Genomic DNA, 22,436 nt, shown 5'->3' on the forward strand with positions numbered 1-22,436 from the left:
ATGGCATCTGAAGAAGCGAAATTCGTAGCGCGCGCCCAGCGTCTCGCCGGGCCGCAGAACCGGTATGTCGTGCCGGAGTTCGAAGAGAAGACGCCGTATGGCTACAAGCGCCAGAACCCGTACACGCGCCTGTTCGACGACCGCATCATCTTCATGGGTGTGCAGGTCGACGACACGACGGCCGATGACATCATGGCCCAGCTGCTCGTGCTGGAGAGCCTCGACCCGAACCGCGATGTGATGATGTACATCAATTCGCCGGGTGGTTCGATGACGGCGATGACGGCAATCTACGACACGATGAACTACATCCAGCCCGACGTGCAGACCGTGTGCCTCGGTCAGGCGGCATCGGCCGCCGCGATCCTGCTCGCGGCAGGCACCAAGGGCAAGCGTCTGATCCTGCCGAACGCCCGTGTGCTGATCCACCAGCCGGCGATCGACCAGGGCTTCGGCAAGGCCACCGAGATCGAGATCCAGGCGCGCGAGATGCTCCGTATGCGCGAATGGCTCGAGAACACGCTTGTCGAACGCACCGGGCAGCCGCTCGAACGCGTGCGCAAAGACATCGAAGTGGACACGTTCCTCACCGCCCAGGAAGCCAAGGACTATGGCATCGTGGACGAAGTGCTGCAACCGCGCGGCGTCAAGCAGTGATTCAATCCATGCATATGGCAGCATGATGTGTGGCGCGCCGGCCCGCCTATGAGGTGCCGGCTCGCCACACACCGGCAGTCCCACGGGAAGGACGGCATGACCAATGGGACGGGTGGTCAGCTACAACGACGGCGTGCAACGCTGCTCGTTCTGCGGCAAAAGCGAACACGAAGTGGGCCGGCTTGTCGCCGGCGCAGGCGTGGCGATCTGCGATGAATGCGTGGCGCTGTGTGTGGACATCATTGCCGAAGAGCGGTCGAAAGACGCCCGGCTCGAAGTCACACACCTGCCCAAACCCGCCCAGATCAACGAGGTGCTCGACCGCTATGTGATCGGCCAGCAGGCGGCGAAGCGCACACTCAGCGTGGCGGTCTACAACCATTTCAAACGCACTAGGATCGGTGCACTCGACGTGCATGATTCCGCCACGCGGGAGCCTGGGCTGCTCACCGGCGAGGCGCGCCGGATCATCGATCCGCTCGAAGACGTGCAGGTGGCCAAATCCAACATCCTGCTGCTCGGCCCCACCGGCGTGGGCAAGACCTATCTGGCGCAGACATTGGCCAAGGCCATGCAGGTGCCCTTTGTCATCGTCGACGCCACAACGCTCACCGAGGCCGGCTATGTGGGCGACGACGTGGAAACCGTGTTGCGCAGGCTCATTCAGGCTGCCGACGGTGATGTGGACAGGGCCCGCCGCGGCATCGTCTACATCGACGAAATCGACAAAATCGCACGCAAGGGCGGTGACAACACCGTCATGGCGCGCGATGTCTCCGGCGAAGGCGTGCAGCAGGCGCTGCTCAAGATCCTCGAAGGCACCACGGTGCATGTGCCGATGGACAGCGCGCGCAAACAACGCGGCGAAGCGGATGGCGTGGAAATCGACACGCGCGACATCCTGTTCATCTGCGGTGGCGCCTTTGTGGGCCTCGACGCCATCGTCGAACGCAGGGTCGGCGCGCGTGAGACCGGGTTCGGCGCCGCATGGCGCACCAGGGCATACGATCCCAAGGACCTGCTGACGATGGTCACCGCCGACGATTTGGCGGAATTCGGACTGTTGCCGGAATTCATCGGACGCCTGCCGGTCGTCACCGTCCTCGACGAACTCGGCATCGACGAGCTGCGGCAGATCCTGACCACGCCGGCCAATGCGCTTGTCAAGCAATACCGCAAACTCTTCGAAGTGGATGGCGTGGACCTGGTCTTCACCGACGACGCCATCGACCGCATCGCCCGAATCTCGCTCGACAAAGGAACCGGCGCGCGCGGCCTGCGTGCAATCATCGAACGCACGCTCGAGACCACGATGTTCGAATTGCCTAACCGCAGCGATATCGCGCAGGTCATTGTGGATGCCAACGCCGTGGATGGCAATGCCGAACCGCAGTATGTGCCTGCACAGCGTCCGCTCCTACGCATCAGCCAATAGGGGCGCCACAAGGTGCAATGCGAGGCGACACGCCGAGATTTGAGTTTTTTGTGAAAGTGATATATCTTTTTCGAGTTGCCTGAAACAAGCAACATGCGCGAGTAGCCCAGTGGATTAGAGCAGCTGACTACGGATCAGCAGGTCGCAGGTTCGAATCCTGTCTCGCGCACTTGGCCGTTGCAGTGGAGACGCGCATAGCGTCAGTCACATCGGACGCAGCGGTGCTGCGCGAGTAGCCCAGTGGATTAGAGCAGCTGACTACGGATCAGCAGGTCGCAGGTTCGAATCCTGTCTCGCGCACAATAACCCCTTGATCGCGTATGCGGTCAAGGGGTTTGCCAATTTCCGGGTCGTTCCACCGATTTCACACAAGCGCATTACACTGAAGGCGCATGCGGACGCATAGGGCGTGCGTATACGCGGGCAGACGGTCAGGAGGGCAGGGCATGTACGACTTCACGACACGTGTAGAACGACGCAACACCACATCGATCAAATGGAAACTGATCGAAGACGACATGGGCGAAGGCAATGACGACGTGATCGCCATGTCCGTCGCCGACATGGAATTCAAACCGGCGCCGCAGATCGTCCAGGCGATCGTGGACGCAGCCCGACACGATGTGTTCGGCTATGACTACGCCACCGACGATTATTTCGCAGCCCTCGCCGGTTGGATGGCGCGCCGGCACCACATGGAGGTGCGCCCGGAATGGGTCACGCTCTCCGACGGTGTGATGCCCGCTGTCCATACGGCCTTGCGCGCGTTCACACACCCGGGCGATGCGATCGTGATCCAACGGCCGGTGTATTACCCCTTCACCTCGGCCGCGCAACACAATGGGCTGACGATCCTCAACAACACACTCGTCTACGATGAGGCGACCCACACCTACGCGATTGATTGGGGCGATCTGGAGGCGAAGCTCGCCGATCCACGCTGCACCACGATGCTGCTGTGCAACCCACACAACCCGGTGGGCCGCGTCTGGACGGCTGATGAACTGCGCCGCATCGCCACACTGTGCCGCACATACGGCGTGCTGTTGCTCGTCGACGAGATCCATGCCGATTTCTCATGGCCCGGACATCCGGTGACGATGATGGGGGAGCTGGGCGATGACATTGCACGGCAGTGCATCGAATTCACCGCGCCAACAAAAACATTCAATCTGGCCGGCCTGCTGTGCTCGAACACCATCATCCGCGATCCGGAGCTCAAAACGCGCTTCGATGTGGCCGCCGAAAACATCGGCGGCATGACGGTCAGCCACTTTGGACTCGTCGCGTGCATCGCCGCATACAACGAAGCAGAAGGCTGGTTTGACGAACTGCTTGATGTGATTGCCGCCAACCTCGCCACGGTGCGCGAGTTTGCCGCCGCACACCAGGGCATCGCACTCGTCGAACCCGAGGGCACGTATCTCGCGTGGCTCGACTGCCGCGGTCTGGGCTTCGCCGGCGCCGATGCGTTGCGTGATTTCATGCGCACCAAAGCCCGCGTGTATTTCGACGAAGGCGCGCTGTTCGGCGTGGAAGGCGAAGGCTTCGAACGTGTCAATCTGGCATGCCCGCCGTCGATGCTCGCCGACGTGCTGGAACGGATGCATACCGCGCTCGCCAATCGTTAAGAACCTGTGCATATGGCCACGCACCCGTGCATCTGGGAGGCGATTGCGGCATAATGGAATGGTTTGACGCACATCACAGGCGGTCCGCATCGGCCGCATTCGGGAGGCACAATGAGCACAGGCAGGAACGGCGCATGGGCAGCCATACGCAGGGTCGCGGCATCGGACCGCATTTCGGGTCTTATCATGCTCGGATTCGCGCTCGCCGGGCTCATCCTCGCCAATATCCCGGCCACGGCCGTTGGCTTCGAACACCTGTCGCATTGGCATGTGGGCATTCCCGGCACGAACATCGACATGGGGCTGGGGCATTGGGCGCAGGACGGCTTGCTCACCATATTCTTCCTGACCGTAGGACTTGAACTGCGCCAGGAGCTCACCACCGGCTCGCTGTCGAACATCCGCGCCGCCGCCGTGCCGATGCTGTGCGCGGTGGGTGGCATGATGGTTCCGCCAATCCTGTTCATCGGTGTCATCGCGGCGTTCTCCCAGTGGGGTGCAGGCGACCCGGGCAGTCTGCTCATCGCGAATGGGTCGTTCTTCCCCTTCGGTGAGACCGCGCACGGCTGGGCGATCCCCACGGCGACCGACATCGCGTTCTCACTCGCGGTGCTCGCCCTGTTCGCCAAGGCGCTGCCTGGTTCGATCCGCGCGTTCCTGATGACACTCGCCACGGTGGATGACCTGCTGGCCATCATCCTCATCGCCGTGTTCTTCTCGTCGCTCAACGCCTGGTATTGGTTCGTGGGTATCGCGATCTGCGCGGCTGCATGGTATTTCCTTGTGCGCATGCGTAAGGTGCCATGGTTCGGCGTGGCGGTCATCGGCATCCTCGCATGGGTCATGATGTATGAGGCTGGTGTGCACCCCACGCTCGCCGGTGTGCTTGTCGGCCTGCTCACGCCGGCGCGCTCGATGTACGGCGAGCGTTCGCCGCGCGCCGAACGCTACGCCGACAAACTGCAGCCATTCTCCGCGTTGCTCGCCCTGCCGATTTTCGCGTTCTTCGCCACCGGCGTGCACTTCGATGCGATCACGCCGATGCTGCTCGTCTCGCCGGTCGTCATCGCCATCATCGTGGCGCTCGTCATCGGCAAACCACTGGGCATCATGATTGTGGCGTGGGTGTCGACGCACCTCGGTTCGCTCAAGATGCCCAAGGGGCTGCGTGTGCGCGATATGTTCCCGGCCGCCGTGGCCTGTGGCATCGGGTTCACCGTCTCGTTCCTCATCGCGTCGCTCGCGTACGCCAACGCTGAGCTTTCGGCTGAAGCGAGGTTCGGCGTGCTTGTCGCCTCACTGATCGCCGCGGCGGTTTCCGGAGTGCTGTTGAGCCGGCAATCCAAACGCTTCGAGCTCGCCGAGGCGAACGAACCGGTGACACCGGCGAGCGTGGACAAGCCCAAGGACGAAAGCGTGACCACGTTGTCCGATGGTACTGTTGTGCTCAGCCAACGCATTGGAAAGGGCACGCATGAACACTCCACACACCACCCATCCTGACGACGGACGCTCGCCGCTCGGCGAAACCTACCGGCAAGGCCCCGTGCTGCTCCGCGGGCAGATGATCCCCGAGGAAAGCACAACCGAACGCCTGCTCAAAACGGATGAATCCATCGACTGGCTCCACCGCGACCCGTGGCGTGTGCTGCGCATCCAGGCGGAATTCGTGGATGGTTTCGGATCCCTTGCGGAGCTGGGACCCGCCGTCAGCATCTTCGGTTCGGCGCGCACCGACTCTTCCGATCCCGCCTATCAAGCGGCGCAAACCATGGGAGCACAGATCGCGCGGCGCAACGTTGCCGTCATCACCGGTGGGGGACCGGGCATCATGGAAGCGGCGAACAAGGGCGCCTCCCTCGAAGGCGGCAAATCCGTTGGCCTTGGCATTGAACTGCCACATGAACAGGGAATCAATGAATGGGTCAACCTGGGCATGACGTTCCGGTATTTCTTTGTGCGCAAGACGATGTTCGTGAAGTACTCGTCAGGCGTCATCGTGTGTCCGGGGGGTTTCGGCACACTCGACGAGACCTTCGAGCTGCTTACGCTTGTGCAGACGCACAAGGCGGCCACCATTCCGATTGCGCTCTACGACAGCTCATATTGGCAAGGCCTGTTCGACTGGGTCAATGGCACGCTCGCGCAGCGCGCCATGATCTCACCACTCGATCCAAGCCTCGTCACAATCACCGATGATGCGGACGAGGCTGTGGATGTGGCGTTGAGCGGAATGGCCAGTCAACGGTAGCCGGCAATCAGCAGGCCCGTGCCGGCTGGGGTCAGCGCGGTGACGAACCGTTCGTCTTCTTCGATGCGGTCGAGCAGGCCGCGCATCATCACGGCCTTCGCACTGCGGTCAGCCGGGTTGGTCAGGCCGCCCTTGGCTTGGGGTGAGGCCATGGCGAGCGCATCGGTGAAGACGATGGTGCCGCCGTGCTTGAGCAATCGCGGCGCCTGCTCATAGGCCGGCTCGTAGTTCGAGGCGTCGCCGCACACCACGATCAGGTCGTAGTCGGCGCCGTTGAGCCGCTGCAGGTACACGCCCGGCTGCGCGCTGACCATGCGCAGCGTGGTGCGCGTGTCGTCTTCCATCGACTTGAGCAGCATGCGCACCTGCGCGCCGCCCTGCACCGAGGAATCCACTGCCGTGAGCTTGCCTTCGCCGTGCAGCCCTTCGACGAGTTGGGCTGTTTCGACGAGCGAACCCGTGCCGATCACAATGACCGATGACGCGCGTGTGAGCGTCTCGTAGGTGTTGAGCAGACCGCCCACAGCCGCGGAGCATACAGGCAGTTGCGTCTGCTGCGCCAACGTGCGGGCATGGCGCACGAACGGGGTCTCGCGCGCGGCCTCATGGTCCTCGATGCACTCCCACGCCTTGGCATGGTTGATATAGCTGCGTTTGTCCATGAAACTCACACCTCGCGTTCTTTGACCTTGGCGATGAGCTGCCAGATCTCTTCGCCCACGTCGATGCCGACGGGGCATTCACGCGAGCAGGCACGCACCGATTGGCACGCTTGGATGCCGTCCGCGGAGTCAATCGCCTCGAGACGCCGGGCAGTGGCCGTGTCGCGCGAATCGTTGACGAACCGTGCCTGGTTGATGAGTGTGGCGGGGCCGATGAACGCTTCGCCGCCTGCATAGACCGGGCAGGCGCCTTCACAGACACCACAGGTGATGCACGTGGTGAGCGTCTCGTATTGCGCGAGTTGTTCGGGCTTCTGCAGGTATTCGAACACGTCGACCTTGCCGTCGACCGTGGTGGCGAGCGTGCCGTCCGCGATCAGATAGGGTTTGAGCCTGGTGATCTGTTCGAGCATCGAGTCGATGTCGGCGATGAGGTCGCGTTGCACGGGGAAACCGGGCAACGGCGCCAGTTCGATCGTGCCACCGGACGGTGCATCGACAGGGTGCGTCGGTGTGCCGGGTTGTGCCTCGTCATCGACGTCGCCGGTGCGGCGGAAGCCTTCGTCGTCGTGCGCGGCTCCAGACAGCTGTTGGATCCAGTCGCGCACTTTCGCCTTGCACAGGAGCGTCGGCGTGCCATTGACCGCCACGGCGTCCGATCCACACATGCCGTGCCCGCACGAATACCGGAATGCGAGCGTCGGATCGACTTCGCGTTTGATGGTGAGCAGGCAGTCGAGCAACGTGTCGTCGGGACGTACGATCAGCTGGTAGTCCTGCACCCACTGCTTGCCGCGCGCACGGCGTGCGGAGCGTGAGCCGGAATCGCCGAATGGTGAGCTTTTGCGCGCGAAGGGGCTGCCGCCGCGCGCACGGTCGCGGTCACGTTGTGGGCGTGGCGCGAACCGATGGATGCGCAGGGTCACTGTCTCGCTGCGCGAATCGTCGTGATGCATAGTCGCCTTTCCGGAAAAACCCTCACCAGTGTGCCACATGCGGTGCACGTGGTGGGGGTGGTATGTGTGGTCGTGATTAGGGCGTCAGTAGGCGCGCGTGCCCGGTTCGATGTTGACGATGTGCACCGGCTGCCACAGTGGCGTCTGCCCGGCTGCGGTCATCGAATGTGCCAGGAACCCGGTGTCGTCGCGCTGCGGGAAATCGGTGCGGTAGAGCGATCCGCGCGATTCATGGCGGGCGTTGGTGGCCGCGAGCATGGTGCGCGCCAGTTCGACGAGATGGCGCGCCTCCCAGATCGCGGTGATCTCCTGATTGAACGTGCGTGCGTCGCTGTGTGTGCGCAACGCGTGTGCACGCGGCTCGAGGTCCGTTTCCAGACGGTGCAGCGCCTGCGTGATGGACGCGTTGTCGCACGTCACAGCCACACCGGCTTCCATCACCGAACCCAGATCGGCCATGAGCTGGTAGGCGTTGTCAGTGGGCTGTTCGCTTGCCTCGACATCGTCGGGGGAAGTCGTGGCGAGCAGGGCGGTGATCTGCGCGTCTCGGCGCGCCTGCGCAGCATCGAGCGCCTCGGCCAGCGCAGGGTCCACGTCAGATGCGGCGGCAGGCTGGTCCAGTAGGCGCAACGCCACCATCGCGCCGGCGCGGGTGCCGAACAGGCAGGCGTCGAGCAGTGAATTGCCGCCGAGGCGATTGGCGCCGTGCACGCTGACGCAGGCGCATTCGCCGGCAGCATACAGGCCTTCGACGATATGGCGTTCGCCATCGGACCACGTGTAGACCTGGCCGTTGAGTGTCGTGGGGATGCCGCCCATCGTGTAGTGTGCGGTCGGTTTGACAGGAATATACTCACGGCTGGGGTCGAGCCCCGCGTAGTCCTCCACGGTCTGCACGACCTGCGGCAGTACGGCGCGCATATGTTGCGTGTCGAGCCCGGTCAGGTCGAGCCACAGACAATCCTTGGGGCCTTGAGGGTCCTTGGGGTCGGCTACACCGCGGCCCGCTTCAATCTCGGCGCGCATGGCGCGGCTGACCACATCTCGCGCGGCAAGGTCCTTGTGTTCGGGCGCATACCGCGCCATGAACGCCTCGCCGTCGGCGTTGCGCAGCACACCGCCTTCGGCACGTGAGGCTTCGGAGAGCAGGATGCCGGTATGCGCCAGACCGGTGGGGTGGAACTGCATGAACTCGATGTCTTCGAGCTGCAGCCCCGCCTGCAGGGCGAGCGCCATGCCGTCCCCAGTCAGGTCGTATGAGTTGGAGGTGGTGTGGAACAGGCGGCCTGCGCCGCCGGTGGCCATGATGACATGCGTGGCGGCGATGGCGTGTGTGGTGCCGGCATGGGTGTCGTAGGCCACGATGCCGGCCACACGACCGCCGGTCTCATCGAGCACGAGGTCGCTCACATACCATTCCTCGGCGAACTGCACCCCATATGCCACACACTGCTGCCAGAGAGTGTGCAGGATCTGGTGGCCGATGCGATCCGCGGAGTAGGCGGCGCGCTTGACCGGTTCCTGGCCGAATTCCCTAGTGTGGCCGCCGAAACGGCGCTGGGCGATGAGCCCGTCCTTGGTGCGGGAGAACGCCACGCCGGAACGTTCGAGGTTGATCACCGTCTGTGGCGCCTCCTGGGCGAGCACGCGTGCGGCGTCTTGGTCCACAAGCCAATCGCCGCCTTTGACGGTGTCAAAGTAATGCCAATGCCAGTTGTCCGGTTCCACATTGCCCAGGCTGGCGGCGATGCCGCCTTCGGCAGAACCGGTGTGCGAGCGCAATGGCTGCAGCTTGGACACTACAAGGATCTTCGGCGCCGACCCTTGGGCGCGCAATGCCTGCATGGCATCGCTCCGGTACAGTCCCAACGCTGCGGACAGGCCCGCGGCCCCCGCTCCTACAATGACGGCATCATATAACTCTTCGATGTGCTTCGGACTCATACTCGGTATTGTCGCACAAGGCGTGGCGAATGTATATGGCCATGTGCGGGGACTACTTGGCCGTGCACACGGCGATCCGGCCCCCTGCAGTACTGATGCGCCCCTGCAGTTCGAGCAGGCCGAGTGTGGCATGAACCTGTTCGAGGCTTAAGACGGCGCTGCCATCCGCCTGCAAGGCCTCGGCGAGGGTGTCCGGTGTGGCATGGCGTCCGGTGCGGTGCATGCGCTCAAGGGCGCCAAGCACGGCTTGTTCGCTTGCCATGCCTTCTGCGCCGGCGTCGTCGTGTACCGGTGCGTCTGGAGCCGGATCTGTCTTCGGTAGATGGGGCGTATGCGCGGCATGGCATAGGTCGTCGGCTGTTGTGCCGGCGAGCAGGATTGCCTGCTGGTTGCGGATGAGCTCATTGCAGCCCGCGTTGTCGGGGGCGGTTATGTTGCCGGGGACCGCATAGACCTCGCGGTTGAGTTCGGCCGCCCAATGCGCGGTGTTCAAGGCCCCTGATCGCCGGCGCGCCTGTGCGATCACCACGGTGGGGCATAAGGCGGCGATGATGCGGTTGCGCAGCAGGAACCGGTGCGCCTCCGGCACGGTCTGTGGGCACATCTCGCTGACAAGCGCGCCATGCTGGGCGCGTATGGCCTCGAACAACCGCTGGTTGCACGTCGGCCCCATATGGTCGAGACCACCGGCGAACACGGCGATCGTGCGGCCGGCCTGCCCGCCGCCCACGGTGTCCACAGCGCGCAGTGCGCCCCAATGCGCGCTCGCGTCGGTGCCCATGGCGCCGCCCGAAACCACGGTGTGCCCCTGCATGGCCACCTCGTGGGCGATCTCGCCCGCCACATGCCGGCCGTATTCGTTCACGCCGCGCGACCCCACAACGGCCACGGGCGACGAGCATGCCGCAAGCGCATGCCGGTCGCCGATGCCCCACAAGCACAATGGGGGAGCCCAATCCGAACGGACCGCCAAGTCGCCAAGGCGTTCGGGCCACAGGTCATCGCCCGGAATCACCACCCATTGCGTGCCCGCATGCGTCATCCATGCGGTCAATGCGTCATACTCCCATGTGGGGAGGGACTGCAAGCGGGCACGCCAGCGTTTGAGGGCACGATGGAAGGCCTGCAGCCCTTGGGGCTTCACATGGCAGCCCCACCGTGCGGCCCCTTGGCTGAACAGATGGTCCAATGCGCGTTCGGCGTGTCGGCGTTCGGTGTCGTCATGGCCATCAAGGCCCTCGACGAGCAGGGTGAACACCGCGAGCGCATGTGGCGCGCCTTTGAGCAGCGCCATCATCAGCGCGTCCGCACCATCGATGCAATACGTGAGCAGGCACCTCGCCATGCGCTCACCGCAGCGGTCGACCAGCCGCGTATGTGCCGCCACGCCGCTCATGTCAACTCCTTGGTGCGCAGGGCGATCGCCTGAGCCATATGGTCCACGGTCGGCTCGCCGCAATCGTCGAGGTCACATAGCGTCCATGCCAAACGCATCGAACGGTCCGCGCCACGCAGGCTCAACCGTTGCGAGGCAAGCGCCGCATTGACCATGGCGAGCACCGCCGACGGCGTATGCTCGCGCAGCCATGCGCCGGACGCCTGCGCATTGCACGTCCATCCCTGCGCACGGAAGCGCGCCTGCGCCACACTGCGCGCATGGACGACTTGCTCGCGCATCTGCGCGCTCGAAGGCCCCGGATCGGTGCACAACGCGCCGATCCGGCGCACCGGATTGACCTCCACCTGAATGTCGATGCGGTCGAGGATCGGCCCGGACAGACGGTTGAAATAGCGGATGCGGTCGCGCTCACGGCAAGTGCAGCGCTCGCCGGCGCCATACCCGAACCCGCATGGGCAGGGGTTGGCCGCCATGATCAACTGGAATCGGGCGGGGTAGAACGTGGTGCCTTTGGCCCGTGACACCGCGACCGCACCTGATTCGAGGGGCTCGCGCAAGGTCTGCAGCGCGCGTGGGGCGAACTCGGGGGCCTCGTCCATGAACAGCACGCCACGGTGCGCACGGGTGACCGCTCCCGGTTTGCCCAATCCGGAACCACCCCCCACCAAAGCGGGCACCGTGGCGGTGTGGTGCGGCGCCTCGAACGGTGGCACATCGCTGATGCCGAACGAGCGCAGGGTGCCGCTCAACGAGCGGATCGACGCCACTTCGAACTGTTCGTCCTCGGTCAATGGCGCCATGATGCCGGGAAAGCGGGAGGCGAGCATCGTCTTGCCGGTACCGGGCGGGCCCATCATCAGCACATGGTGGCCGCCGGCCGCCGCGGTCTGCAACGCTCTCTTGGCGCCATCCTGATCGACGACGTCGCGCATGTCGCCCACATCGGCTACGGGAGCGAAGGTCTGGTCTGCGCTGTCGGCAGGCACCGGGACGTGGGGCGCGGCGACTTTGGCCTGTGCGCCGTACATCTCCAACAGTTCGCCCACGTGCGAGACATAGGCCACATCCACACCGTCCACAAGCTCGGCTTCGTCACGGTTGGCGCGGGGCACCACAACGCGCCGCACCGCATGGTTGCGCACATGCAGCAGGATCGGCAGCAACCCGTTGATCGGCAGCACGGTGCCGTCGAGGTTGAGCTCGCCAAGCACCACCGTGTCGGTCAGGCATTCGGGGTCGATGATTCCCTGCGCGCTCAACACGCTTGCGGCGATCGCCAGATCATGGCTCGACCCACGTTTGGGCAGCGAGGCCGGCGACATGTTGACGGTGACCCGGGTCTGCGGCCATGCGACGCCGGCCGCGGTGCAGCCGGATTTGACCCGTTCGCGCGCCTCGCTGAGCGAGGCATCGGGCAATCCGATGATCGAGAAGTAGGGCAGCCCCGGCGAAATGAACGCCTGGAGTTGGATGATGAACGCCTTCAGCCCAATGAGTCCCACGGAAAGCGCCCCGCCGATTGCCATCAGAACGCCTCCGGAATATGGTGCATGTGCACTTCGTCGCCGTGCACCTGCACCGCCATGACATCGAAGCGGATGCCGATGTGCGGAACCTTGGGGGTTTGTTGGGTGAGCCATTGGGTGGCGGCGCGCCGCAGGTTCATCTGCTTCGCCGGATGCACGGCCTCCTGCGGCAGTCCGTACCGCGTGGTGCGGCGCGTCTTGACCTCCACGAACACGATGGTGCGGTGTGGGGTGAGCGCGATGATGTCGATCTCGCCATAGCGAGTGCGCCAATTGACGTCGAGGATATGCCAGGACCGTTCCCGCAGCCATTGGCATGTGGCGGCCTCGCCATAACGCCCCAATGTGCGGGCCGGAAGGGTGGGGTCGGTCAAACGGTGCGACCACTGCGCGAAGGTGAGGTCGCTGTGTGCGTCATCGAGCGTGCGGATGGCTGGTGATACTGGTGTTGCAATAGTCATGCAGCCCAGTTCAGCGCATGCGTGCACCCGATGCAAGCGTGGGGCGCCCCTGTGGTCGGACGCCCCGTTTCGGCTGCGCGGTGTGGACGGATCAGGTGTCGTCCACCGTTGTCCACAATGGGCGTGGACGGCCACAGGCCGCTGGGGTCAGTCGACGAGGTTGGTCAATTCGCCGAGGCACAGTTCGAAGCTCACGCCACGGTTCTCGTAATCAGGCTGGTGGCGTGTGCTGAGCATCGCATTGCACACGAACACGCTCGCGATGCGGCATGCGGCCGCCAGGTCGAGACCGGCCATGACGGCGCCGATCAGCGCCGAGGCGAATGCGTCGCCGGTTCCGTGGCACATGAACGGCAGTTTTTCGTTGACGATTTCTTCCTTGGCGTCCACACCCGCCTGCGCATTGGCCACGAAGTTGCGGATGCGCCCGTCGTTGCGGTCGATGCCCTTGAGCACCACGTTGCGTGCGCCCAAGTCGAGCAGCGCCTGCAGCAGATCGTTGACCTGCGCGTCGTCGAGGTCAGCGCCCGCATAGGCGGTGCCGGTCAGGATCGAGGCTTCGGTCAGGTTCGGCATGAGGATGTCGGCGCCGTCCGCGAGCGCGCCCATCGCCTCGCACAGTTCGGCCGTGTACGTGGGGTACATCTCGCCGTTGTCACCCATGACCGGGTCGACAAGGCGTAGGGCGTTCGGGTATTCGCGGTACAAGCGTTGGATGACGGCCACCTGTTCGGGGGCGCCGAGGAATCCGGAATACACGCCATCGAGGTCCACACCCTCCTTCTGCCATGCATCCAGGTAGCCTTCGAGCATGTCGGTCGTGTCGGTCATCGTGAACACAGGGAACTTGGTGTGCGCCGAGAACAGTGCGGTCGGCACCGGGCACACATCACAGCCGGCGGCTGAAAGGATCGGGATGGCCGCGGTCAGCGAGCATTTTCCATAGCCGCACATGTCGTGCACGGCGGCGATGCGCGGAATGTATTCACGGTTGCGGTGGTACAGGATGGTCTCGTTCATGATGCTGCTTTCTGCCGTATGGTTCCCGGTGGCTACGCCATCGGCTGTCAGTGCCGGATTATAGCCATGTGTGTGCATCACGCCGTCCGCCGCCCATCCGCGCCACCGGCGTGTCGCGATGGTGGCCGTGCCCCGCCTTGGCGCGGTCCGTCGCGCCATGATAGCGAGGTATAGGAAAGCGCGATAACGCCGCGCTTGCGTTGCGCCGCAACGGTTCCGTATCGTCATGTCCAGCAGTGCGGTGGCACCCCGCGCCGCACACACCCCAGACACCCATCCGAAGCAAAGGAACCACGCCATGAGTGAGACGAACGCCAAGCACCCCTACCATTTCGAAACGCTTCAGCTGCATGTGGGGCAGGAGCGGCCCGACCCGGCGAGCGATGCGCGCGCCGTGCCGATCTACCAGACCACGAGCTACGTGTTCCACGATTTCGACCATGCCGAGGCGCGGTTCGGGCTGGCCGACCCAGGCAACATCTATGGACGCCTGACCAACTCCACGCAAGGGGTGTTCGAAGACCGCATCGCGGCGCTTGAAGGCGGCACGGCTGGCCTCGCGGTGGCATCCGGCGCAGCGGCTGTGGATTACGCGGTGCGCAACATCACGCAGAGCGGTGATCACATCGTGGCCGCCAAGAACATCTACGGCGGCACCTACAACCTGTTGCGCCACACCTTGGAACGCGACGGCATCACCACGACCTTCGTCGATGTGAACGACCCACAGGCCTTCGAAGCCGCGATCAAAGACAACACCAAGCTCGTGTATTTCGAGACCTTCGGCAATCCGAACGCCGACTTCCCGGATTTTGAGGCGATCGCCGACATCGCCCACCGCCACCATCTGCCCGTCGTGGTCGACAACACGTTCGCCACCCCGTACCTGTACCGTCCGCTCGAGCATGGCGCGGACGTCGTGGTCGAATCGGCCACCAAGTTCATCGGCGGCCATGGCACGACGCTCGGTGGTGTAATCGTGGAGGGCGGCAATTTCGACTGGGCCGCCGTGCCGGGCAAGTTCCCCACGCTCACCGAAGCCGACCCCTCGTACCACGGCCTCAATTTCTATAAGGCGCTCGGCCCGGCCGCGTTCGTGACGCGCATCCGCGCGATCCTGCTGCGCGACACCGGCGCGACGCTTTCGCCGTTTGCCGCGTTCCTGCTGCTGCAGGGCACCGAAACGCTGTCGCTGCGCGTGGAGCGGCACGTGAGCAACGCGCTGGCGGTGATCGACTACTTGAAGACCGTGCCCGAAGTGGAGTCGATTTCGCACCCGAGCATCGAAGGGCGCCCCGACCATGAGCGCTATGCCAAGGCGTTCCCGCACGGCGCGGGGTCCATCTTCACGTTCGATATCAAGGGAGGCAAAGACGCGGCGCGCGTGTTCATTGACAACCTCGAGCTGTTCTCGCTTCTGGCCAATGTGGCCGACGCCAAGAGCCTCGTCATCCACCCCGCGTCCACCACGCATTCGCAGGAAAGCGAGGCCGAGCTCGAAGACCAGGGCATCCATCAGGGCACGATCCGCCTGTCGATTGGCACCGAGCACATCGACGACATCCTCACCGACCTGCGCCGTGGATTCGAGGCGGTGCGTGCAAGCGGGTTCGCCCAGTAATGGCACAGGGCCACTTCACCGCCATCCGCACGCATTGTGCCTGTCGTCACAACCAGCCAGCCACGTAGCCGTTGTCTGATATAACAGTGTCATTCGCTGGTATCGGTTCGCCGCTGCCTTACGCACATCTGCGCAAACAGCGGGCGGTTATCTGGATGGAGCATGTGTGGCCGACATTATCACTGTGATGAATCTGGGATGGCGGTATGCGGCGCCCGGTGGCGGGGGAGATCCGATCCAAGGGCTGCGTGACGCCAGCTGCTATGTGCAGCAGGGCGCGCTCGCCGGCGTCATAGGACCCACCGGATCGGGCAAAAGCACACTCGTCAAGGCGCTCGCCGGCATCATCCCGCACTGCACGAAAGGCTCGCTCAACGGGTATGTACGCATCGCCGACATGAATGTGAAAAGCACCACGGTGAGCGACCTCTCCCTGCGCGTGGGCTATGTGGGTCAGGACCCACGCGCCCAGCTCACGAGCCCCACCGTGGCCGAGGAGATCGCGTTCCCCTTGGAGAACCGCGGTGTGGAACCCGACGAAATCGAGGCGCGTGTGGATGACGTGCTCGCCATGCTGCACATCGGGGACCTGCGCGACCGCGACACCGCCACATTGTCGACCGGTGAGATGGAGCGCGTCGCCATCGGCGCGGCCATCGCCGGCGAACCGGATGTGCTGATCGTGGACGAGCCGGCGAGCCTGCTCGATGAAGAGGGGTACGAAGACCTCGTCAATGTGATCGACGTGATGCGCCGGCGCACGCGTATGACAGCCGTGCTCGTGGAACAGGACACGCGTTTCCTCGCGCAGCGCGCCGACGCGGTGTTCCTCATGGTCAACGGCGAGATCATCCGCCGCACCACGGCGGACATCTTCACCCGCGAGCGCTCGCTGCTCGAATCGGTCGGTGTGATTGTCTCCGACCAGGACGCCATGCCGCTCGTCATCGAATCCGACGAGCCGGGCGCGGCGGACAACCCCGCCGTCGTGTTCAACCATGTGCACGCGCGGTACGCGGATTCGCCTCCCAGCGATGCGCCACAACTCGACGATGTGGCATTCGCCGTGCAGCAGGGGGACTTCGTGGCCATCACCGGCGGCAACGGTTCGGGCAAGAGCACGCTCACGCGTCTCGTCAATGCCGAACTGCGCCCTGACCGCGGCCAGGTCGTGGTCAATGGCATCGACGTCGCGTCGCGCACCCCCGTGCAGATGGCGCAGCAGGTGGCCGTGGTCGGCCAACACCCCGCCGACATGTTCTGCGCGCAGTCGGTGCGCGAGGAAATCGGCTTCGGTCCGCGCGCGCTCGGCGTCGACGACGATGAAGTGGCGCGGCGCGTCAACGAGATGGTACGCCTGTTCGACCTCTACGAGGTGGAGGACATGCCCGCAGCCGCGCTCAGCAGCGGCGAGCAGCGCGCCGTGGCCCTCGCCTGCGCGCTCGTGATGCATGCGCCCGTGCTCGTGCTCGACGAGCCGGCGGCCGGACTCGACCACCGGCTCAAATCGCGGCTGCTCAACACCGTGGCCCGCATGAACCAGGAGGGCACCACGGTAATCATCGCCACCGAAGACGCCGATCTGATCCAACGCTATTGTTCGCATGCGGCCCGGCTTGACCAAGGCCGCCTTGTCTCGTACGGCCGGGTGCGCGCAAACGGCCAGCGTTTCCTCGCTCCGCCGCCCGTGCAGAGTTCCCATGCCGCATCGGACGGAAAGGGGGTGGCGCGATGAGCGGCCAGTTCTATGTGCCGGCCACGGGGTGGCTTCATGCGCTCGACATGCGCGTCAAACTGTGCATGACGCTTGTGGTGGTCGTGCTGTGCAGCGTGTGGGGCAACTGGATGTTCCTTGCCGCCACGCTGGTCATCATGCACGTCATGCTGCTCACCGGCCATGTGCCGGCGCGGCATGTGGGGCGTCTATGGGCGGTGCTCGCCCCGCTGTGCGCGTTTGTTGCCGTCGTCATGCTGCTGTCGATGAATGCCTACGGCACCGGTGTGCTGTGGCGGCTGGGGTGGTGGCGTGTGACATCGCAGACGCTGATGATGTGCCTTGTGGTGGTGCTGCGCATCGCCGACATTGTGCTCGCGTTGTTCCTCACGTTGTTCACCACGAGTCATGCCGACTGGGTTCGTGGCCTGACGGGGCTGCACCTGCCGTTGTCCGCCGCGCGCCGCATGGCGCGCGCGGTGAATGTCGTGCCGCAATGGTTCGCCATATACCGTGAACGCAGGCTCATGCGCGCGGTACGCGGTGCCGGCGGCGGGCTCGCCGCATTCAGTGACGCATGGACGGTGTTGCGGCTGCGCGAACGCCGGGCTTCGGTCGCTTCGCTGACCCGTGGTGCGCAGATGCACACCGGTTCGGCGAAACCGACGGTGATGCGTCCGGCGCATATGCGGCTGATGGACTGGCTCGTGCTGGGTATTGTCGTGCTCGTGGCCGCAGGGGTGGCCACGATGGTCGCGCTGGGCTGGTGAATCCGCGTTGATTGCTTGCGGTGGGTCTCATCCTTAGGGATGAGACCCACCGTTTTTTCCATCTCAGGCACGATACAAGGCGCACTGCCGTGCCGGTACGGTGACTGGTAGTGATGCGGGAGCGGCCCGCATTGATGGAAAGGACAAAGCAATGACGACGGCAATGCAGGCTGCGCCATCCCAGCGATTCGTGGAGCACGGCGACCCGGTGGCCATCCAAGCGGTGGACCTCGTGAAGGACTATGGCAAAGGCGACAGCACGGTGCATGCGCTGCGGCATGTGAACGTGGCGTTTGAAAAGGGCCGTTTCACCGCGATCATGGGCCCTTCCGGCTCGGGCAAATCGACGTTGATGCACACGCTTTCCGGCTTGGACAGCGCCACGTCGGGCCACATCATGTTCCAAGGTGTGGATGTGACCACATTGAACGACAAGCAGCTGACGATGCTGCGCAGGCATGACATCGGGTTCATCTTCCAAAGCTTCAACCTGCTGCCGATGTTCACCGCGAAGCAGAACATCCTCATGCCGTTGACGCTCGCCGGCAAAAAGCCGGATGTGCAGTGGTTCGACCAGCTCGTGCGCACCCTGGGCCTGAGCGACCGTCTCAGCCACCATCCGAACGAATTGTCTGGCGGTCAACAGCAGCGTGTGGCAATCGCCCGCGCCTTGATCACGAAACCTGAGCTCGTGTTCGCCGACGAACCGACCGGCGCCCTCGATTCGGCCTCAAGCGCCGAAGTGCTCAGCTTCCTGCGTAGCTCGGTCAAGGAGCTGGGGCAAACGATTGTGATGGTCACCCATGATCCCGTGGCTGCCTCGTACGCCGACCGAGCGATCGTGTTCGCCGATGGGCAGATCGTGGCGGATGTGAACACACCCACCGCCGCCCGGATGAGCGATCTGCTCATGCAGGAACGTGAACGCGCCACGCGCGGGCCGGTGCCGCCGGTGCCACCGCGGGCGTGACGAGAGACGAACGGAAAAGCAAAGGGATACCAACCATGTGGTCCATAACCATGCAAATGATGAAAAAGAATGTGAGGATGCTGATTCCCGCCGGCATCGCGATCCTCATCGGCACCGCGTTCATCGCCGCTACACTGCTGTTCAGCAATGCGTTGGACGCGTCGATGAGCGAAACGCAGACCGTGCAGTTCGGCGACGCCAACTATGCGGTGGCGCCCACACAGAACGCCCCTGACAGTGTGTATGAGAACACAGTGGGGGACTTCCACATCGACCGGCTTGAAGCGGTCAAAGGAGTGGAGGGTGCCCGCCCCAACGTGATGGGCGAAGTCACCTACGGTTCGCAGGACCGCCATGCGAGCGGCGTCGTGATCGCCACGAGCCGCGACACCGAACTGCTGCCGGTGTCCATCGTGCAGGGGCGTGCCCCGAAACCCGATGAGACCGACGCGTTCGCGGTGCCGCAGCGGCTGGCCTCGCAGTGGAACCTCAAGGTGGGTGACACGATGGTGGTCAATTCGCCTGCCAACACCGATGAATCCCATCCCGAAGGATTCACCACAACCATCGTCGGACTCACCGACGACCCCCATAACGCCTATGGATTCTACGGTGGAGCCTCGGTCGCATCGGACGGCCTGCTCGCCAAACTCGCCGGTACGGCTTCCTTCAATGAGATGAGCGCCACCGAGCTGTACATATCCCTCGACACCGCCAATGCCACCACACTCGGTGACGCCAAAGCCACGATCATCGGGGACCTGCCGCAGGGCTTTCGACTGCTTTCGCGCCAACAGGCGGCCGATGAGGCCATCAAGAAGATGAGCGGCGACGGTACGGATGTGACCAAGCAGTTCCTGCTCGCATTCGGTGTGCTTGCTCTCGTGGTGGCCGCCCTGGTGATCGCCAACACCTTCCAGGTGCTTGTGGCGCAACGCCGCAAGACACTGGCGTTGCTGCGCACCATCGGCGCCACCAAACGCCAGTTGTACGGCTCCGTGCTCGAAGAGGCTGCGATCCTTGGCTTTGTTTCATCGGCCCTTGGTGTGGCCGCGGGCATCGGCCTCATCGCCGCTGTGGGGGCATCGGGCGTGTTGTCCGCGGCATCCATGCAGATCAAGCTCATTGTGGACTGGCAGGTCGTGGTGGTGCCCATCGTGTTCGGCGTGCTGGTCACGGTGCTCGCCTCGCTTGGCGCCGCGCGTTCCGCGACGAGCGTGACCCCGCTTGAGGCCATGCGTCCGCTCGAACTGACCGACCAGCGCAAAGCCAGGATCGGCCGTGCCGTCACCGGCTTGTTCACCTTGCTGGTGGGCATGGGCCTTGTGGGCCTTTCCCTGTGGATGCAGAAAGACCATGGTGATGCCGCATTGCTCGCTGCAATCGGCGGCTGCATGTTCTCGTTCCTTGGTCTGGCGCTCACCGCGATCTTCTGGATGCCATGGCTCATGAAGGGCGCCGGCGCGCTTGTCTCGCTGTGTGGCCCTTCGGCGAAGCTGGCCGACGCGAACATCCAGAAGAACCCACGGCGTATCGCCGCGACAGGCACGGCGCTGCTCATCGGCGTGACCCTCGTCTCCACGATCGCCACCGGTGCGGCGAGTGCAAAGGCCACGATGAACCAGGCGCTCGACGAACGCTACAGCGTCGACGTGGTCGTGCAGGGTGGCAACGTGCCCCGGCAGGCCGCCGACAAGGCATCCAAAATCGAAGGCGTGAATCACAGCCTGTATGTGCCCACCGCATCGGCCACCTACCATACTCCGGATGGCAAGACCATGGATGCGCTTGTCGTCGGTGTGCCGTCCATTCAGACGCTGCAGGATGTCATGAACATCGATCTGGGCAGTGTCGACATGGCTCCCGGCCATGCGCTCATGCCGCAATACGACGCCTATGACGGCAAGCGGCTCACCTTCGCCGATGGACGTGTGGCGCTCACGGAACAGGTGGTCGACACCAACGCCGAGGAGGGGCGGATGCGTGACGGCAACCATGCCGACCTGGCCGTCACCCAGCGCGACTTCCGCCGCGTGACCCAGAGCGCACCCGTCGTGGCGTTCGTCAACGAGTCGATGTTCACCGATGGCACATTCCATGATTCCGGGCATATGCTGTTCCTCAAACTGGGCGCCGCCAATGTGCCGCCTTCCCAGACCTTCGACGACCTGACCAAGGTGTTCGAAGCGTATCCGAACGTACAACTCGGCGGACCGGTGCAGGAGCGCCAGATGTGGGAGACCATGGTCAACGCCATGCTCATGCTGCTTGTGGCGTTGCTCGCCGTGGCCATCATCGTGGCCGTCATCGGCGTGGCCAACACGTTGAGCCTCTCGGTCATCGAACGCACCCGTGAATCGGCCACCCTGCGCGCGATCGGCATGACGCGCGGCCAGCTGCGCACCTCCCTCGCCATCGAAGCGGTGCTCATCTCGGTTGTCTCGAGCGTCGTCGGCATGGTCGTCGGCACCTTGTTCGGCTGGCTCGGCATCGACATGGTGATGAGCTCGATCGCCACCGTGGTGTACCCAGTCGATTGGCGCACCTACGGCATCATCCTCGCGATCGCCATCGTCTGCGCGCTTGTGGCGAGTGTGTTCCCATCACGCCGCGCCGCCAAGACACCACCGGTGGAGGCGCTTGCCGAAGCCTGATCGCTGACCCCAATCCGTGCCTGCCAGGGAACTGTCTGCCCCTGGCAGGCACGCACGTAGCGCACTACTGCACGAGATGATTCTCATACGCGAACACGACCGCCTGCACGCGGTCACGCGCATTGATCTTCTGCAGGATGTGCGCTACGTGCGTTTTGACGGTGGGCAATGAGATGAACAGCTTGTCGGCGATCTCCTGATTGGACAATCCGTGGGCGATCTCCACGAGCACCTCGCGCTCGCGATCGGTGAGCGTCTCCAGTTCCGGATCGGTGTAGTCGGCCGATGGTGCCGGAGCGGCCGGGGTCATGTGGAAGTTGGGTTCAAGCATCTTCTCGATGAGCCGCTTGGTCGCCGTCGGCGCGATGATCGCATTGCCTTGGTACACGGTGCGGATCGAACGCAGCAAGGTCTCCGGTTCGGTGTCTTTGAGTAGGAATCCGGAAGCTCCGGCGTGGATGGCGGCCATCACGTATTCATCGAGGTCGAAGGTCGTCAGGATGATCACGCGGATCGGGCGTCCGCCGTTATCCATGCGCGTGATGTGCTCGGTGGCGGTGATGCCGTCCATGCCCGGCATACGCACGTCCATCAGCACAATGTCGGGCATGAGTCGCTCCGCCAGCCGGATCGCCTCGTCGCCGTTCGAGGCCTGTCCCACAACCTGCATATCGGGCTGTGAGTTGATCACCATGGTAAAGCCGGCGCGCACAAGCTCCTGATCGTCGGCGATCACAATGCGAATTCTCGAATCGTCACTCATAC

At 64.0% G+C, this 22,436-nt stretch carries 18 protein-coding genes and 2 tRNA genes; 12 read left to right on the plus strand and 8 right to left on the minus strand.

Features of this window, described 5'->3' with window-relative positions:
- The 7 genes from OU02_RS03205 to OU02_RS03235 all read left to right on the plus strand — a co-directional run bounded on the left by OU02_RS03205 (position 1) and on the right by OU02_RS03235 (position 5,974).
- Positions 1-657, plus strand: a complete 657-nt coding sequence (locus tag OU02_RS03205) for an ATP-dependent Clp protease proteolytic subunit (protein ID WP_033488738.1) — start codon at positions 1-3, stop codon at positions 655-657.
- Between the two features lie 103 nt (positions 658-760).
- Positions 761-2,092, plus strand: coding sequence for an ATP-dependent Clp protease ATP-binding subunit ClpX (gene clpX / locus OU02_RS03210; RefSeq protein WP_033488739.1), 1,332 nt, complete (start codon positions 761-763; stop codon positions 2,090-2,092).
- A 95-nt stretch (positions 2,093-2,187) separates the two neighbouring features.
- A tRNA-Arg gene (locus OU02_RS03215) sits at positions 2,188-2,261 on the plus strand.
- Between the two features lie 57 nt (positions 2,262-2,318).
- Positions 2,319-2,392: transfer RNA gene (locus tag OU02_RS03220), tRNA-Arg, on the plus strand.
- Positions 2,393-2,538: 146 nt separating this feature from the next.
- Positions 2,539-3,723, plus strand: coding sequence for a MalY/PatB family protein (locus OU02_RS03225; protein ID WP_033488740.1), 1,185 nt, complete (start codon positions 2,539-2,541; stop codon positions 3,721-3,723).
- A 111-nt stretch (positions 3,724-3,834) separates the two neighbouring features.
- Complete coding sequence (nhaA, locus tag OU02_RS03230; protein ID WP_033488924.1) at positions 3,835-5,226, plus strand: Na+/H+ antiporter NhaA; 1,392 nt, start codon at positions 3,835-3,837, stop codon at positions 5,224-5,226.
- Entirely contained in the window at positions 5,198-5,974 is a 777-nt protein-coding gene (locus OU02_RS03235) for an LOG family protein (RefSeq protein ID WP_033488741.1), read from the plus strand. Before nhaA ends, OU02_RS03235 begins: the two co-directional genes overlap by 29 nt.
- Here OU02_RS03235 and OU02_RS03240 read toward each other — a convergent pair.
- The 7 genes from OU02_RS03240 to OU02_RS03270 all read right to left on the minus strand — a co-directional run bounded on the left by OU02_RS03240 (position 5,965) and on the right by OU02_RS03270 (position 13,942).
- Positions 5,965-6,636: an O-methyltransferase gene (locus OU02_RS03240; protein ID WP_033488925.1), complete on the minus strand. Its 672-nt coding sequence runs from the start codon at positions 6,634-6,636 to the stop codon at positions 5,965-5,967. The genes OU02_RS03235 and OU02_RS03240 overlap by 10 nt on opposite strands.
- A 5-nt stretch (positions 6,637-6,641) precedes the next feature.
- The gene (locus OU02_RS03245; RefSeq protein WP_033488742.1) at positions 6,642-7,592 is read right to left on the minus strand and encodes a succinate dehydrogenase/fumarate reductase iron-sulfur subunit; all 951 of its coding nucleotides are present in this window, start codon (positions 7,590-7,592) and stop codon (positions 6,642-6,644) included.
- An 84-nt stretch (positions 7,593-7,676) separates the two neighbouring features.
- Entirely contained in the window at positions 7,677-9,536 is a 1,860-nt protein-coding gene (locus OU02_RS03250) for an FAD-dependent oxidoreductase (RefSeq protein WP_033488743.1), read from the minus strand.
- 52 nt (positions 9,537-9,588) lie between these two features.
- Entirely contained in the window at positions 9,589-10,932 is a 1,344-nt protein-coding gene (locus OU02_RS03255) for a DNA-processing protein DprA (RefSeq protein WP_080720488.1), read from the minus strand.
- Entirely contained in the window at positions 10,929-12,461 is a 1,533-nt protein-coding gene (locus OU02_RS03260) for a YifB family Mg chelatase-like AAA ATPase (RefSeq protein ID WP_033488744.1), read from the minus strand. The genes OU02_RS03255 and OU02_RS03260 overlap by 4 nt, the downstream gene beginning before the upstream one ends.
- The gene (locus OU02_RS03265; RefSeq protein WP_080720487.1) at positions 12,461-12,922 is read right to left on the minus strand and encodes a YraN family protein; all 462 of its coding nucleotides are present in this window, start codon (positions 12,920-12,922) and stop codon (positions 12,461-12,463) included. The genes OU02_RS03260 and OU02_RS03265 overlap by 1 nt, the downstream gene beginning before the upstream one ends.
- Positions 12,923-13,069: 147 nt before the next feature.
- Positions 13,070-13,942: a pyridoxamine kinase gene (locus OU02_RS03270; protein WP_022858650.1), complete on the minus strand. Its 873-nt coding sequence runs from the start codon at positions 13,940-13,942 to the stop codon at positions 13,070-13,072.
- Between the two features lie 298 nt (positions 13,943-14,240).
- Between OU02_RS03270 and OU02_RS03275 the strand changes: the two genes are divergently transcribed.
- The 5 genes from OU02_RS03275 (at position 14,241) to OU02_RS03295 (ending at position 21,671) form a co-directional block, all read left to right on the plus strand.
- Positions 14,241-15,563, plus strand: coding sequence for an O-acetylhomoserine aminocarboxypropyltransferase/cysteine synthase family protein (locus OU02_RS03275; RefSeq protein WP_033488745.1), 1,323 nt, complete (start codon positions 14,241-14,243; stop codon positions 15,561-15,563).
- Positions 15,564-15,729: 166 nt separating this feature from the next.
- Positions 15,730-17,298, plus strand: a complete 1,569-nt coding sequence (locus OU02_RS03280; protein WP_080720486.1) for an ABC transporter ATP-binding protein — start codon at positions 15,730-15,732, stop codon at positions 17,296-17,298.
- Complete coding sequence (locus OU02_RS03285; RefSeq protein WP_051918233.1) at positions 17,295-18,047, plus strand: energy-coupling factor transporter transmembrane component T family protein; 753 nt, start codon at positions 17,295-17,297, stop codon at positions 18,045-18,047. The genes OU02_RS03280 and OU02_RS03285 overlap by 4 nt, the downstream gene beginning before the upstream one ends.
- A 151-nt stretch (positions 18,048-18,198) precedes the next feature.
- Complete coding sequence (locus tag OU02_RS03290) at positions 18,199-19,017, plus strand: ABC transporter ATP-binding protein (RefSeq protein ID WP_101428688.1); 819 nt, start codon at positions 18,199-18,201, stop codon at positions 19,015-19,017.
- A 35-nt stretch (positions 19,018-19,052) separates the two neighbouring features.
- Entirely contained in the window at positions 19,053-21,671 is a 2,619-nt protein-coding gene (locus OU02_RS03295) for an ABC transporter permease (protein ID WP_033488746.1), read from the plus strand.
- A 64-nt stretch (positions 21,672-21,735) separates the two neighbouring features.
- Here OU02_RS03295 and OU02_RS03300 read toward each other — a convergent pair whose 3' ends face one another.
- Positions 21,736-22,434, minus strand: coding sequence for a response regulator (locus tag OU02_RS03300; protein ID WP_033488747.1), 699 nt, complete (start codon positions 22,432-22,434; stop codon positions 21,736-21,738).
- Between the last annotated feature and the right edge of the window lie 2 nt (positions 22,435-22,436).

Source organism: Bifidobacterium pseudolongum subsp. pseudolongum DSM 20099 (assembly GCF_000771225.1).
Lineage (GTDB): Bacteria > Actinomycetota > Actinomycetes > Actinomycetales > Bifidobacteriaceae > Bifidobacterium > Bifidobacterium pseudolongum.

Excerpts from the sequence above, each read along its gene's own strand:
- OU02_RS03290 (WP_101428688.1), top strand. The coding sequence starts at position 18,199 with ATGACGACGGCAATGCAGGCTGCGCCATCCCAGCGATTCGTGGAGCAC.
- OU02_RS03285 (WP_051918233.1), top strand. The coding sequence starts at position 17,295 with ATGAGCGGCCAGTTCTATGTGCCGGCCACGGGGTGGCTTCATGCGCTC.
- OU02_RS03270 (WP_022858650.1), bottom strand. The coding sequence starts at position 13,942 with ATGAACGAGACCATCCTGTACCACCGCAACCGTGAATACATTCCGCGC.
- OU02_RS03265 (WP_080720487.1), bottom strand. The coding sequence starts at position 12,922 with ATGACTATTGCAACACCAGTATCACCAGCCATCCGCACGCTCGATGAC.
- OU02_RS03260 (WP_033488744.1), bottom strand. The coding sequence starts at position 12,461 with ATGGCAATCGGCGGGGCGCTTTCCGTGGGACTCATTGGGCTGAAGGCG.
- OU02_RS03245 (WP_033488742.1), bottom strand. The coding sequence starts at position 7,592 with ATGCATCACGACGATTCGCGCAGCGAGACAGTGACCCTGCGCATCCAT.
- OU02_RS03275 (WP_033488745.1), top strand. The coding sequence starts at position 14,241 with ATGAGTGAGACGAACGCCAAGCACCCCTACCATTTCGAAACGCTTCAG.
- OU02_RS03250 (WP_033488743.1), bottom strand. The coding sequence starts at position 9,536 with ATGAGTCCGAAGCACATCGAAGAGTTATATGATGCCGTCATTGTAGGA.
- OU02_RS03235 (WP_033488741.1), top strand. The coding sequence starts at position 5,198 with ATGAACACTCCACACACCACCCATCCTGACGACGGACGCTCGCCGCTC.
- OU02_RS03240 (WP_033488925.1), bottom strand. The coding sequence starts at position 6,636 with ATGGACAAACGCAGCTATATCAACCATGCCAAGGCGTGGGAGTGCATC.
- OU02_RS03225 (WP_033488740.1), top strand. The coding sequence starts at position 2,539 with ATGTACGACTTCACGACACGTGTAGAACGACGCAACACCACATCGATC.
- OU02_RS03205 (WP_033488738.1), top strand. The coding sequence starts at position 1 with ATGGCATCTGAAGAAGCGAAATTCGTAGCGCGCGCCCAGCGTCTCGCC.
- OU02_RS03295 (WP_033488746.1), top strand. The coding sequence starts at position 19,053 with ATGTGGTCCATAACCATGCAAATGATGAAAAAGAATGTGAGGATGCTG.
- OU02_RS03300 (WP_033488747.1), bottom strand. The coding sequence starts at position 22,434 with ATGAGTGACGATTCGAGAATTCGCATTGTGATCGCCGACGATCAGGAG.
- nhaA (WP_033488924.1), top strand. The coding sequence starts at position 3,835 with ATGAGCACAGGCAGGAACGGCGCATGGGCAGCCATACGCAGGGTCGCG.
- OU02_RS03255 (WP_080720488.1), bottom strand. The coding sequence starts at position 10,932 with ATGAGCGGCGTGGCGGCACATACGCGGCTGGTCGACCGCTGCGGTGAG.
- clpX (WP_033488739.1), top strand. The coding sequence starts at position 761 with ATGGGACGGGTGGTCAGCTACAACGACGGCGTGCAACGCTGCTCGTTC.